Annotated in this window: 12 protein-coding genes; 5 read left to right on the top strand and 7 right to left on the bottom strand. The window is 70.0% G+C overall.

Translation table 11 applies throughout. The features are described 5' to 3' along the window. The first annotated feature begins 6 nt into the window (after nucleotides 1–6). On the top strand, nucleotides 7–417 hold the full coding sequence (locus JWS14_RS11310; RefSeq protein WP_241031316.1) for an NUDIX hydrolase: 411 nt from the start codon (nucleotides 7–9) through the stop codon (nucleotides 415–417). Here the strand turns inward: JWS14_RS11310 and JWS14_RS11305 are convergent. Further along, nucleotides 414–1,766 carry a hypothetical protein gene (locus JWS14_RS11305; protein WP_206013145.1) on the bottom strand — a complete coding sequence of 451 codons (1,353 nt, stop codon included), beginning with the start codon at nucleotides 1,764–1,766 and terminating at the stop codon, nucleotides 414–416. The genes JWS14_RS11310 and JWS14_RS11305 overlap by 4 nt on opposite strands. A 111-nt stretch (nucleotides 1,767–1,877) precedes the next feature. Between JWS14_RS11305 and JWS14_RS11300 the strand changes: the two genes are divergently transcribed. After that, nucleotides 1,878–2,630 carry an isocitrate lyase/PEP mutase family protein gene (locus JWS14_RS11300; RefSeq protein WP_206013143.1) on the top strand — a complete coding sequence of 251 codons (753 nt, stop codon included), beginning with the start codon at nucleotides 1,878–1,880 and terminating at the stop codon, nucleotides 2,628–2,630. Between the two features lie 39 nt (nucleotides 2,631–2,669). On the opposite strand, the gene JWS14_RS11295 is transcribed toward JWS14_RS11300, so the two are convergent. The 6 genes from JWS14_RS11295 to JWS14_RS11270 form a co-directional block, all read right to left on the bottom strand. Then, nucleotides 2,670–4,853 carry an AAA family ATPase gene (locus JWS14_RS11295; protein WP_072948456.1) on the bottom strand — a complete coding sequence of 728 codons (2,184 nt, stop codon included), beginning with the start codon at nucleotides 4,851–4,853 and terminating at the stop codon, nucleotides 2,670–2,672. 27 nt (nucleotides 4,854–4,880) lie between these two features. Then, a complete protein-coding gene (gene pssA / locus JWS14_RS11290) occupies nucleotides 4,881–5,744 on the bottom strand; it encodes a CDP-diacylglycerol--serine O-phosphatidyltransferase (protein ID WP_072948454.1) in 864 nt (287 codons plus the stop codon). After that, nucleotides 5,741–6,454 carry a phosphatidylserine decarboxylase gene (locus JWS14_RS11285; protein ID WP_095862479.1) on the bottom strand — a complete coding sequence of 238 codons (714 nt, stop codon included), beginning with the start codon at nucleotides 6,452–6,454 and terminating at the stop codon, nucleotides 5,741–5,743. The genes pssA and JWS14_RS11285 overlap by 4 nt, the downstream gene beginning before the upstream one ends. Nucleotides 6,455–6,517: 63 nt before the next feature. Beyond that, the gene (locus JWS14_RS11280) at nucleotides 6,518–7,555 is read right to left on the bottom strand and encodes a DNA polymerase III subunit beta family protein (protein WP_095862480.1); all 1,038 of its coding nucleotides are present in this window, start codon (nucleotides 7,553–7,555) and stop codon (nucleotides 6,518–6,520) included. Then, nucleotides 7,530–8,051 (bottom strand): hypothetical protein, encoded by a 522-nt coding sequence (locus tag JWS14_RS11275; protein ID WP_095862481.1) that lies wholly within the window; start codon nucleotides 8,049–8,051, stop codon nucleotides 7,530–7,532. Before JWS14_RS11275 ends, JWS14_RS11280 begins: the two co-directional genes overlap by 26 nt. Nucleotides 8,052–8,085: 34 nt before the next feature. Continuing rightward, nucleotides 8,086–8,541 (bottom strand): SRPBCC family protein, encoded by a 456-nt coding sequence (locus JWS14_RS11270; protein WP_072948448.1) that lies wholly within the window; start codon nucleotides 8,539–8,541, stop codon nucleotides 8,086–8,088. A 476-nt stretch (nucleotides 8,542–9,017) separates the two neighbouring features. On the opposite strand from JWS14_RS11270, the gene hutH reads away from it, so the two are divergent. The 3 genes from hutH (at nucleotide 9,018) to JWS14_RS11255 (ending at nucleotide 12,802) form a co-directional block, all read left to right on the top strand. Beyond that, nucleotides 9,018–10,565 carry a histidine ammonia-lyase gene (gene hutH, locus JWS14_RS11265; RefSeq protein WP_206013142.1) on the top strand — a complete coding sequence of 516 codons (1,548 nt, stop codon included), beginning with the start codon at nucleotides 9,018–9,020 and terminating at the stop codon, nucleotides 10,563–10,565. A 97-nt stretch (nucleotides 10,566–10,662) separates the two neighbouring features. Then, a complete protein-coding gene (locus JWS14_RS11260) occupies nucleotides 10,663–11,805 on the top strand; it encodes an RNA-guided endonuclease InsQ/TnpB family protein (RefSeq protein ID WP_206013140.1) in 1,143 nt (380 codons plus the stop codon). A 133-nt stretch (nucleotides 11,806–11,938) separates the two neighbouring features. Continuing rightward, the gene (locus JWS14_RS11255; protein ID WP_206013138.1) at nucleotides 11,939–12,802 is read left to right on the top strand and encodes an alpha/beta fold hydrolase; all 864 of its coding nucleotides are present in this window, start codon (nucleotides 11,939–11,941) and stop codon (nucleotides 12,800–12,802) included. The last annotated feature ends 6 nt before the right edge of the window (nucleotides 12,803–12,808 follow it).

Below are 12,808 nucleotides of genomic sequence, written 5' to 3'. Positions count from 1 at the left end.
GGGTCGGTGCCAGCCGAGATCCGAACCGCCGCGCTCGCCCACATCCGTGACCGCAAACTCCTCCAGACGCGTTCGGCGGGGAAGACCGCGTTCTACATGGCAGGCGGCAAGATCGACCCGGGCGAGAACGCCGAACAGGCTCTGCACCGCGAGATCCGGGAGGAACTCGACGCCGGAATCGTCGACGGGACGCTCGAACGCCTGGGGGTCTTCGAGGCGCCCGCGTACGGACATCCCGAGGGCACGGACCTGCACATTACCTGCTTTCTCGCCGAACTGAGCACCGAGCCGCGGCCGACGAGCGAGATCGCCGAACTGCGGTACTTCACCGTCGACGAATACGCGGCGATGCCGGACGTCGCGCCCGGCTCGATGCTCGTGTTCCGCCGGCTGCAGTCGCTCGGCCTCCTCGACTAGGTGAGTGGCGCGGTGCCCTCCGGTGCACCGTGGCGCTCACGTAGCGAGTAGACGCAGAACGCGACGACGAGCAGCATCGCGACACCGGCGAGATGGTCGGACGCGGCGGTCGAGGCCGGCGACGACGGCAGGCGGTGTTCGCTGGGCGCACCCGAGTAGACCACCCGGCTGCGGGGAACCGTGGTCGCCGCGACGAACACCAGCGACGCGAACGGCAGCGCCAGACCGAGCACCGCGACCGGCGCAGAACCCGGCAGCGCGGAGGCGAGCGCGAAACCCGTCCCGCCGCCCAGGACCCCCAGCCGGAGCAGGAGCGCGACGCCGTCGTTGCCGAAGTCCGGCGAGATGGTGGCGACCAGCGGAACGACGGCGGCGACACACAGACCCCACCCGGGCCGTCGCCGCTTCGGCGGAACCCTGACCGCCACCGCCATTCCCGCGGCGACGGTGACGACGCCGACCGCCAGCAACGCCGGCGCGGGCGTCGTCACCCGGGGGGTCCGGAGGTCGTCGAGGACGAGCACGGCCGCGGCGGTGGCCCCGGTCGCCGCGAGGAGGAAGTGTCCGTCGATCCCGGGGAGCCGTCGCCCGATCAGCACGGTCACCCCCAGGATCACAGCGAGCGAGAACGCCACGATCAGCCAGACCGTCAGGGGTTCGCCGAATTCCTGATCGTCGATCCACGCCCCGAGCAGCCGGTTGAGCAGGGCGAGTCCCAGGGCTCCGACCAGCGCGGTCAGCAGGGTCTTCCGTTCGGGGCGTTGCACCCGGAACTGCGACCGCGCCAGCACCGCCGACGCGAGCGCGAGCACGAGAACTCCGATCAGCAGCCACTGCGGAGGTTCGCCGATCGCCGAGGTGCTCATGCTTGCGGGTTCGACATACGCGGTATCGCCGCGCGGCAGTTTCTGCACGCTCGCGAGGAGGAATGCGCCCGCCACCCCGAGAGTCAGCGCCAGCTGCGAAGCCCAGCGACCCCACACCGCGGCGACCGCCGCGCCCAGCAGGAACCCGGCAGTCGCGGTCTTGGCGAAGTGCAGGGCGATCAACGTGTCGACGCCGCCGGCGCCGGGCACCGCCCAGCGCGCGCCGATCAGGACGACCGCGCACACCGCGGCCAGGAGCCACGACACCCGCCGGGAGCCCGACCGTTGCAGACCGCCCACCGCGATGACGGCGAGAACCAGGGCCACCACCACACCCGTCGGCTGGCTGCTGATCCACCGGTCGATCTCGCGATCGGAGGCGTTGATCGTCCAGGCCCGGTTACGGGGATTGGTGAGGACGAACCCGGCCAGTGCGCCGGACGCGAGCGCAGCCGCGGCCGACAGGGGTTCCCGGAAGTCCATTTGCCCACGGTACTCGAGCGGGTAGGAATGGAAATGGCGAACCCGGCGTTGGCAACGAAGGCGTGCCCGAGAACGACTCCGATCGAATACACCCGAGGCGAGGAGCCCCCTATGACGTCGATCAACGAGAAGGCCACCACCCTGCTGGAGCTGCACCGGCCCGGCAACCCCGTCATCCTGCCCACCGTGTGGGATGCGTGGTCCGCGAATCTGGCTGTGTCCGCCGGGTTTCAGGCACTGACGGTGGGAAGCCACCCGGTGTCCGACTCGATCGGCAAGCCCGACAACGAGGGGATCACGTTCGACGAGCTGCTGCACCGCATCTCGCAGATCACCGCCGCGGTGGAGCTGCCGCTGTCGGTCGACATCGAATCCGGATACGGGCTCGACCCCACCCGGCTGATCGAGGGTCTGATCGGTGCGGGCGCGGTGGGTCTGAACATCGAGGACACGGTCCACAGCGAGGGCGGACGCCTCCGTGAGCCGCAGGAGCACGCCGACTTCGTCGGAGGGTTGCGGCAGGCCGCCGACGCCGCCGGGGTCCATGTGGTCGTGAACGCGCGGACCGATCTGTTCGTGAAGCAGGTGGGCGACGAGTCCGACCGTGTCGACCGCGCGATCGCGCGCCTGAAGCTCGCCGCCGAGGCCGGAGCCGACGTGCTCTACCCCGTCGGCCGTCACGACGACGCCACCCAGAAGCGGCTCACGTCGGAGCTTCCGCTGCCCGTCAACGCGATCGGGCTGCCCGATCAGGACGATCCGGCGAGCTTCGGACCGCTCGGCGTCGCGCGGGTGAGTTTCGGCCCGTTCTTCCAGGCCGCGCTCGCCGCACACGCGGCCACCCTGCTCGGCCGCTGGTCCTGACCCGTGAGTACTTGTTAACCGCCGGCGGTTAACAAGTACTCACGGGCGCGACAGCGCATAGGCCTTCAGGTGCGCCACTTGCTCGGGATCGAGTGAGGGGCGCACCTTTTCGCGTGCCTCGGCCACGTCGGCCGCGGTGACGTCGGCGGCGTCGATGTTCCGGCGCATCGCGGCCAGCGCGGCTTCCCGCAGCAACGCCGAGCAGTCGGCGGCCGAGTAGCCGTCGAGATCGTCCGCCAGAGCGTTCAGGTCGACGTCGTCGGCGAGCGGGACCGCCTTCCCGGACGTCCGGAGGATCGCGCGGCGGGCGTCGCCGTCCGGCGGCGGCACGAACACCAGCCGCTCCAGGCGGCCGGGGCGCAGCAACGCCGGGTCGATGAGATCGGGCCGGTTGGTGGCGCCGACGACCACCACGTCGCGCAGCGGTTCGACGCCGTCGAGTTCGGTGAGCAGCGCGGCGACCACCCGATCGGCCACCCCGGAATCGGAACTCTGGCCGCGCCGCGGCGCGAGCGCGTCCACCTCGTCGAGGAAGATCAGCGACGGGGCCGAATCCCGTGCCCGCTGGAACAGTTCGCGGACCGCCTTCTCGGACGCGCCCACCCACTTGTCCATCAGCTCGGCGCCCTTGACGGCGTGCACACTCAGATGTCCCGAACTGGCCAGTGCCCGAACGAGGTACGTCTTGCCGCAGCCGGGCGGGCCGTAGAGCAGCACGCCGCGCGGCGGATCGACACCCAGCCGGGCGAACGAATCCGGGTGCTGCAACGGCCACAGCACCGCCTCCGTCAGCGCCTGCTTGGTCTCCACCATGTCCCCGACGTCGTCGAGGGTGAGGCTGCCGATCGCGAGTTCCTCGCTGCCCGACCGCGACAGCGGGCGGATGACGTCGAGTGCGCCGAGGAGGTCGTCCTGGGTGAGCGCCGGCTCGACGGGTTTCCTGGCCGCGCGGGACGCGGCCCGCAGGGCGGCTTCCCGGCACAGCGCGGCGAGGTCGGCGACGACGAACCCCGGTGTGCGGGCCGCGATCGCGTCGAGGGCGATGCCGTCGCTGGGGACCTTCCGCAGGAGCAGTTCCAGCAGGGCCCGGCGGGTGGAGCCGTCGGGCAGGGTGAGGGCGAGTTCGCGGTCGCACAGGTCCTGCCCGCGCAACCGGGTGTCGACCGACTCCGGGTGCGCCGACGTCGCGACGAACGCGACCCCGACGGTCTCGACCGCGTGGCGGAGCTGTTCGATGATCAGCGCCGACACCGGCTCCGGGGTGGACGGCAGCAGGGCGTCGATGTCGGTGATCAACAGGACGCCGCCGCTGCGGATCGCCTCGACGGCCGCGGTGACCCGCTGCAGCCGGGATCCTGCCTCGAGCGCGCCGGCACTCGGCCCGTCGAGTTCGACCACCCGCCGGGACGCGAGAACCGCACGGGCGAGCGTCGCCTTCCCGACACCGGCGGGCCCGGTCACGAGGACGCCCAGATGGGGCGAGGCCCCGAGCGTGCGGAGCAGTTCGGGTTCGTCGAGTGCCAACCCGAGCCACTCGGTGAGTTTGGCGGCCTGGGTGTGGGCGCCGACCAGGTCCTCGACCGGGACCGGGGGCACCTCCTCGGCGGGCCGGACCGGCGGTGCGGGCAGGCGGGACGGCGGCGAGGTCACCGTCGCACGCACACCCTCACCCCACCCGACCGCGGTGTTGGGCTGCACGCTCACCGGACCACCGGCCGGGTCGACCCCGGTCACGGTGAGCAGTTCGGACGTCCAGGCGACACCGAACGTCCGGGACAGGGCCTGTGTCGCGGGGGCGGTGCTGGTTCCGGGGCCCAGGTCGCGGGGCAGCAGCGACACCGTGTCGCCGACCGTGAGGACCTTGCCGAGCAGGGCGTGACGCAGGGTGACGTCGGAGACGGAGTTGACGGCCAGATTGGAGCCGCTGACCGTCACCGTCTTCCCGCCGTACACCGTCACCGGTGTCACGACGACCGTGCTGTTCTCGGACAGCCCGGCGTTGGACAGCGTCACGTCGTCGAGGAGCGCGGTGCCGGTGGGGGTTCCGGCAGGCGCGCGACCGGCCACGGCGGCGGTGCGGCGCGCACCGATCAGGGCGATTGCGTCCCACTCGCGCAGACCGAGCGCGGCCAGGGCTTCCGGATGCAACCGGACCACGCCGCGCCGGGTGTCGGCGGCCGAGGTGTTCAGTCGGACTGTGAGCGCGAGTTCCGGTGAGGTCACGCCGTCGAGCCTACGTGCGGGAGCGACCTACCGGGCCCGGGGACGGCGCAGTCCGAGCCGTGCCGCGGACCGCCTGCCGCGGGCGTCGGGCTGACGCCGGATGGCCCGCCGCTCGGACGGCTTGATGTCCCACGTCTCGGGCCGCGCGGCCACCCACCGCTTCGAGTGGACGGCGAACGGAATGTGCCCGAGGTACACCGCGACGAGGACGATCAGCAGGATGTACGGGTAGGTGACGAGGGCCGCCGCCGCGAGCGCCACGAGGACGAGCAGACCGGCCGCCATGTGCGGGGGCACGGACACCGTCTTCAGTGCGAGCGTGGGGATCCGGCTGACGATCAGCGCCGCGGAGAACACGGTCCATGCGACGACGACGGGATACGACGACCACCAGCCGTCGCCCCACTGCGCGGCGGCGGCCAGGGGGGCCAGCGCGACCAGCGCACCCGCCGGCGCCGGGACACCCGTGAAGTACTCGTTGGCGTAACCCGGAATGTCGTCCTCGTCGAGGAGCGTGTTGAACCGGGCCAGCCGCAGCACGATGCTCACCGCGTAGATCAGGGCGATGATCCAGCCGAAACTCTGGCCGTCCAGCAGCGTGACGTAGAGGACGAGAGCCGGGGCGACGCCGAACGAGATGGAATCGGCGAGCGAATCCAGTTCGGCGCCCATCTTGCTGGTGGCGTCGAGCAGTCGCGCGATCCGCCCGTCGAGCGAGTCGAGGACCGCGGCGGCGCCGATCATGGCCAGTGCCGTTCCCAGATCCTCGTCCAGCGCGAACTTGACGGCGGACAGTCCCGCACACAGCGCGAGGATCGTGACGACACTCGGCAGGAGCCGCACCGCCTGCTGGGGTCGTCCCCTCCGCTGTTTCTTCGCGTTCGCGATCACGGCAGTTGAGCGATGACGGTCTCGGCGCCGATCGTCCGCTGTCCCCGCTCGGCGAGCAGCGTGGTGCCGGCCGGGAAGTACGTGTCGACGCGGGAGCCGAACCGGATCAGGCCGTACGTGTCACCGATCGGGAGGGTGTCGCCGACCTTGGCGTCGCAGACGATCCGGCGGGCGAGCAGACCGGCGATCTGGACGACGGCGACGTCGTGGCCCTCCGCGGTGTGCAGCAGCATGCTGTTGCGTTCGTTGACCTCGCTGGCGTCGGCGAGGTCGGCGGAGAGGAACTTGCCCGGCCGGTGGACGACCTTTTTCACTTCGCCGCCGACGGGGCTGCGCTGGACGTGCACGTCCAGCACCGACAGGAAGATGCTGACCCGGGGGAGCGGTTCGGTTCCCATGTCGAGTTCGGACGGCGGGACCGCGGAGTCGACGAGCGCGACCTCACCGTCGGCGGGTGCGACTGCGACGCCGACACGGTTCGGCGGAACGCGGTGCGGATGCCGGAAGAAGGCGGCGCAGGCAGCGGCGGAGGTCAGTGCTCCGCGACGGACCCATTTGCGGTTGCGGCCGAGGACGGCCACGCCGAGTGGTGCGAGGACGAAGGGCAGCCCGGCCGGATGCAGGGGCGGAACTGCTCCGCGGACGAGGTCGACGATGTGCCCGACGCTCGTGGCTTGCGGGGTTCCGGGGGGTGTGGGCTTGCGTGCCACGGGCTCCTCTAACTGTGTTCGGACGGACGTGCTGCCTGCGCGCCATCGCGCCGCACCCACAGGTTACGTGAGCGCTTCCGGCTGCAACGGCATCAGGAGAGAGTACGCACTCGCGGGGTCCGATGTGTGAACGGATCGTGGCCGGATGGCGAGGGGCGTGATGGGCCCACCGACCCGGAACGTCAATTGCGCGCCGGGCAGCGCGTCGACCGCTTCGAGCAGAAAACCGGCGTTCACCTGCACATGGAAGCGGACGGGCCGCTCGGTGCCCGGGTGGCCGACGACGATCTCGCCCGACTCGAGAACCCCCAGATCCACCCGGTCACCCGCGTCGGCCAGGAGTACCCGCAGGGCCGCCGAGGAGAAGGTGTGTTCGATTCCCGGGTCGCGGGGCGACAGGCTGCGATGGTCGGGGAAGGCGCCGTCGACGAGACCGGTGGTGAGCTGTTCGCGGCCGCAGCGGAGGCTGACCGAGTCGGCTCCCACGACGACGGTCACCGTGTCGTGGCGCCGCAGCAACCCGGCAGCGTCGTCCAGGAACGTGCACGGGACGACCACGGAGATCGGCTGGTCCGGCGGTTCGAGCACGGTCGCCGTTCCGACGGCCAGCCGGTAGCGGTCGGTGGTGACGAGCCGCAGCACGTCGTGGTCCGCCTCGAAGAGGCAGCCGCGCAGCACCGGGAACTCCGAGTCGGCGTCGGCGGCGAACCGCACCGCCCCGACCGCGGCGCGGAGGTCGGCGGTGCGGAGGACAACCGTCCGCGTCCGGTCCGCTCGGGCGTCGAGCAGGCGGTGAATCCGCGTCAGTTCACGGCGGGCGTCGTCCAGCCCCTGCTCCAGCCGGCCGAGGTGCCGGTCGAGAAGTCCGTGGGCGTCGGTGCCGCTCAGCACGGCCGCCATCTCCTTCACCGGCATCCCCACCCGGCGCATCGCGGCGACGAGGACGGCGGCGTCCACCTGCCGGTCGGTGTACCAGCGGTAACCGGTGCGCGGGTCGACCGCGTGCGGGGTGAGCACCCCGGCCTTGTCGTAGAACCGCAGTGCGCTGACCGACAGACCGGACGCGCGAGCGAGTTCACCGATGCTGAGCACGGCGTCCACTCTGCCCCGGCGGTCCGACAGTCACGTCCAGTTCGGCGCGGAGCCGGGTGACGGCGCCGCGGATCATCCGTCCGTAGCCGTCGTCGGCGAGGTGGTCGCAGCTCTGCGCTGCCCGATCGAGATGGTGGCGCGCCTCGGACGACTGGCCGAGGGCGTGATGAGCGGCCGCCACGTTGAGGTGCAGCGACGGGTAGAAACCCGCGACCGACAGCGACGAGTGATGTTCCCGCGCCCGGTCGTCGGTCAGCGAGTCGGCGGCGCCGAGGGCTCGCAGGTCCCAGCGCAACTCCTCGGCGGGGTCGGTCTGGACGTCCGCCATGTAGTGGGCCAGCGTGACGACGTGCAGCGGGTCCGGCGTGGTGTCGCCGGACCCCTGGAGGGCGTCCCACACCTCGTCGAAGATGCGCCGGGCGCCCTCCCGGTCACCCGCCACTGCCCGTTCCTGCCCCTGCGAGATCCTCGCCATGACGGCGTCCGGTGTGTCCATGCGGACCACGCTGAGGCCTCGACCAGGTCGAGGGTCAACCCGGCTACTTGCCCTCGGCCGCCGACTTGATCCGGGCGAGGGTGGTGTTCATGCCGTTGACGAGGTCGACCTCGAAGTCTTCGTTGCCGCCGAGGACGGTCTTGACGAGGAACTGCGACACCTTGGACGTGCCGGTCGGGGCTTCGCGGCGCTCGATGACCTTGGTCCCGCTTGCGGTCGGCTCGAGTTCGTACGACCAGATCGTGCGGTTCTCGAGGATCCGGAAGGCGATGGCCTTGTTGGGCTGGAACTTCACGACCTTCGACGTGGTCGGCCACACGAGGAAGCCCTTGCGGTTGATGTTGACGGTTTTCGTGCCCTCTTCGACGACGCCGCCGAGGACGCGCATCTTGCGGCACTGGGGGCTCCATTCGCCCATCCGCTTCAGATCCGAGACGACCGCCCACACGTCTTGCGGGGTCGCGTCGATGTCGATGCTTGCTTCGAGGGTGGTTGCCATCGGCTGTCTCCAGTCAGGGAAGGTGGTACGTAAGGTAACAATTACTTTTGCGTCATGGTAGGCCCTGTGGCCGGAGAGCTGTGCGGTAGGTCACTGAAACGTGGCCCGGCCTGCAGTTTTCCAGCACTTCCGCGCGCCTCATCGAAACCGTGTAACCAAAGGGGCACGATTGGCGATGAGTCAATAGTGCGACGAACTGTCGCCGATGCAATGGCGCAAATTGGAAAGTTGTCGAGTCGGTGTTCGGAAGTGATCGGTAGTGAATGTTCATTCGATCCTGCGGTGGGACCGCAGCCCTCTCCCTCTACTCGAATCAGCCCGATTGCAAGGACGTCCGTCCTCGTGGCCGAGTGAAAAACTCGAACGTCTGATGACGCCACGCGAAATCGAGGAAGCTCTACGCGGCCGGTTGTAGACACGGTCGAGGCTCCCGCAATCCCGTCACTCTCCGCCCGGACGCGGGGGAGACTGGGGTTGTGGGAGCCGAAGAGTGTGTCGTGGTCGGAACCGGTGCGGTCTCCGCCGAAGAAGTGATCCGGGTGGCGCGCCACGGCGCGCCCGTGCGGATCTCGCGCGACGCGATGTCGGCGATGGCGGAGACCCGCAAGCGCATCGAGGCGCTGGCCGCGGACCCGAAGCCCGTCTACGGCATCTCGACGGGGTTCGGGGCCCTCGCCACAAGGCACATTCCCTCTGCCCTGCGCGCGCAACTGCAGCGCAGTCTCGTCCGCTCGCACGCCGCCGGAAACGGGCCCGAGGTGGAACGCGAGGTGGTGCGCGCTCTGATGCTGCTCCGACTGTCGACCCTCGCCACCGGCAGGACCGGCGCCCGGCCGGAAGTCGCGCAGGTCTACGCCTCGCTGCTGTCGGCGGGGATCACTCCGGTGGTGCACGAGTACGGCAGCCTCGGGTGCTCCGGTGATCTGGCGCCGCTGGCCCACGTCGCGCTCGCGGTGATCGGCGAGGGCACGGTGCGGGACGCGGACGGCGCCCTCATGCCGGCCGCGGCAGCGTTGTCCTCGGCCGGGATCGTGCCGGTGGTCCTCGAGGAGAAGGAGGGTCTCGCCCTCATCAACGGCACCGACGGAATGCTCGGCATGCTGGTGCTGGCGTGCGAGGACCTGCACGCGCTCCTGCGGCTGGCCGACGTCACGGCGGCGATGAGCGTCGAGGGGCTGCTCGGCACCGACAAGGTGTTCGCCCCCGACCTGCAGGCGCTGCGGCCCCACCCCGGCCAGGCCCGCGCCGCCGCGAACATGGTCCGCCTGCTCGCCGGCTCCGAGATCGTGCAGAGCCACGCCAACCCGAGTTGCACCGTGGTGCAGGACGCCTACTCGTTGCGGTGCGCGCCGCAGGTCGCGGGCGCCGCGCGGGACACGCTCGCGCACGCCGAGCGGGTGGCGTCGTGGGAACTGGCGAGCGCCGTCGACAACCCGGTGGTCACGCTCGACGGCCGGGTGGAGTCGAACGGCAATTTCCACGGGGCGCCGGTCGGGTACGTCCTGGACTTCCTGGCCATCGTCGTCGCGGACGTCGCGAGCATGAGCGAGCGCCGCACCGACCGGTTCCTCGACGTCGCCCGCAACCACGGGCTGCCGCCGTTCCTGGCCGACGATCCGGGGGTGGACAGCGGCCACATGATCGCCCAGTACACGCAGGCCGCGATCGTGTCGGAACTGAAGCGGCTGGCGGCGCCGGCGAGTGTCGACTCGATTCCGTCGTCGGCGATGCAGGAGGACCACGTGTCGATGGGGTGGTCCGCCGCCCGGAAGCTGCGCCGGGCGATCGACGGGCTCACCCGGGTCCTCGCCGTCGAGGCGCTGACGGCCGCTCGCGCGCTCGACCTGCGGGCCCCGCTCGCACCGTCACCGGCGACGGGGGCGGTGCGGGACACGATCCGCGAGCACGTCGCCGGACCGGGAACCGACCGTCACCTCGCGCCGGAGATCGAGGCCGCGGTCGCCCTCGCCGCCTCCGGTGCGCTGGTCGCGAGCGCGGAGGCGGTGGTGGGGCGGCTGGACTGACGGAGTTGATCCGTGAGTCTTTCGGCGCAGACCCGGTCCTTGAGGTCCGGGATAGCTGATCTGGTTGTGTCGGACCCTGGGGTTAGTGTCTTCGGTCATGGTGGGGAGGGGGGTGAGGCGGGCGTTCAAGTTTCGTTTCTATCCGACTGCGGTGCAGGCGGAACAGCTTGCTCGGACGTTCGGGTGCACCCGGTATGTCTACAACCGGGCGTTGGCCGAGCGCTCGCGTGCCTGGTCGCAGGAGCAGCGACGGGTCACCTACGCGGACACCTCGAAGATGCTCACCGGATGGAAACGCGATGTCGAGACGGAGTGGTTGGCGGAGCCGTCGAAGGGGCCGCTGCAGGAGTCGCTGCGGCAGTTGCAGGGTGCGTTCGAGAAGTTCTGGCGCAAGCAGACCCGCTACCCACAGTTCAAGAAGAAGGGCCAGTCGAAGGAGTCGGCGACCTACTACTCGAACTGCTTCACCTACCGCGGCGGGCAGATCCGGTTGGCCAAGCAGACCGAACCCCTGGACATTCGGTGGTCGAGGCCACTACCGGAGGGGGCGGTGCCGTCGCAGGTGACGGTGTCGCGCAATGCCCGCGGTCAGTACCACATCTCGATCCTCGTCGAGGACACGATCAGCGAACTCGAGCCGGCCGATCGGGTGGTCGGGCTCGACGCCGGGATCACCAGCCTCTACACACTCTCGACGGGGGAGAAGATCACCAACCCGCGACACGAGCGCACGGATCGTGAGCGGCTGGCGAAGGCGCAGCGGGCACTGGCCAAGAAGCAGAAGGGGTCCCGGAACCGGGCCAAGGCCCGACTGAAGGTCGCGAAGATTCATGGCCGGATCGCTGATCGGCGTCGCGATTATCTGCACACACTCTCCACTCGACTGGTGCGCGAAAATCAAGTGATCGCCATCGAGGATCTGAGTGTGCGGAACATGGTCAAGAATCGGTCGTTGTCTCGGGCGATCTCGGATGCGGGGTGGTCCGAGTTCCGGTCGATGCTCGAGTACAAGGCCGACTGGTACGGGCGGCGGGTGGTGGCGGTCGACCGGTTCTGTCCGTCGTCGAAGACCTGCTCGGTGTGCGGGGCGGTCGCCTCGGCGATGCCGCTGGACGTGCGGGAGTGGACGTGCCGATGCGGCGTCGTCCACGACCGCGATGTGAACGCGGCGAAGAACATTTTGGCCGTCGGACTGACGGTGGCAGCCTGCGGAGACGGTGTGAGACCCCCTCGCACATAACGTGCGGGGCGGCGACTGTCGGTGAAACAGGAACCTCGAGGCGCGAGTCTGGAGGGATTCTCGGTCGTTCACGGCCGAGAGCAAGTCAAGTCTCGAGTCTTGCGACTACCGTGGACTGCAGGAGATGGTCCGCATGACTCTCGCGGAGTTCGACACACGCCGGAAGACCGTCGACACCGACCGTGGACCGGTCAGCTACCTCGATTCCGGCTCCGGCCGCGTGGCGTTCTTCATTCACGGCGTCGGGACGTCCGGCTACCTGTGGCGCAACGTGATCCGTCAACTCGAGGACGAACGACGGTGCATCGCCCTGGACCTCCCGCTGCACGGTCGCACCCCCGCCGCACCCGATCAGGACTTCACGCTGGGCGCACTGGCCGACGTCGTCGCGGCCACCTGCGACGCGCTGGGTTTGGAGAAGGTCGACGTGGTCGCCAACGACACCGGCGGCGCGGTCGCGCAGATCTACGCCGCCCGGCACCCCGACCGGTTGTCGACGCTGACGCTGACGAACTGCGACACCCACGACAACGTGCCGCCGAAGGCATTCCTGCCGGCCGTGTTGCTGGCCCGGGCCGGACTACTCGCCCGCATTCTGCCGCCGTTGACGCGGAAGGTGAAGAGGGCTCGTAAGCTGTTGTACGGCACCGGGTATCAGAACGTGCGTTCGCTGCCGGAAGAGGTCGTCGCGGCGTACGTCGAGCCGCTGCTCGGCACCCGCGACCGCGCGTTGCTCTTCCAGCGCTGGATCGCGTCTCTGAATCCGCGCGATCTGCTCGCGGTCGAGCCGGACCTCGCGGCGCTCGCGGTGCCCACGCTCATCGTGTGGGGCACGGGAGACCTGTTCTTCCGGACCCCGTGGGCCTACCGGCTCCGCGATCTCATTCCGGGAGCGCGGGAAGTCGTGGAGATCCGGGGCGGCAAGCTGTTCTTCCCCGACGAGCGTTCGCGCGAACTCGTCGTCGAACTGCGCAGATTCTGGGCGGCCCGGTCCTGAGCCGGA

Origin of the sequence: Rhodococcus koreensis (genome assembly GCF_017068375.1) — a bacterium.
GTDB lineage: Bacteria > Actinomycetota > Actinomycetes > Mycobacteriales > Mycobacteriaceae > Rhodococcus_F > Rhodococcus_F koreensis.
The sequence above is the reverse complement of the archived record's forward strand: the minus strand, read 5'-3'. Positions and strand labels throughout refer to the sequence as shown.

Excerpts from the sequence above, each read along its gene's own strand:
- JWS14_RS11305 (WP_206013145.1), bottom strand. The coding sequence starts at position 1,766 with ATGGACTTCCGGGAACCCCTGTCGGCCGCGGCTGCGCTCGCGTCCGGC.
- JWS14_RS11255 (WP_206013138.1), top strand. The coding sequence starts at position 11,939 with ATGACTCTCGCGGAGTTCGACACACGCCGGAAGACCGTCGACACCGAC.
- JWS14_RS11260 (WP_206013140.1), top strand. The coding sequence starts at position 10,663 with ATGGTGGGGAGGGGGGTGAGGCGGGCGTTCAAGTTTCGTTTCTATCCG.
- JWS14_RS11270 (WP_072948448.1), bottom strand. The coding sequence starts at position 8,541 with ATGGCAACCACCCTCGAAGCAAGCATCGACATCGACGCGACCCCGCAA.
- JWS14_RS11300 (WP_206013143.1), top strand. The coding sequence starts at position 1,878 with ATGACGTCGATCAACGAGAAGGCCACCACCCTGCTGGAGCTGCACCGG.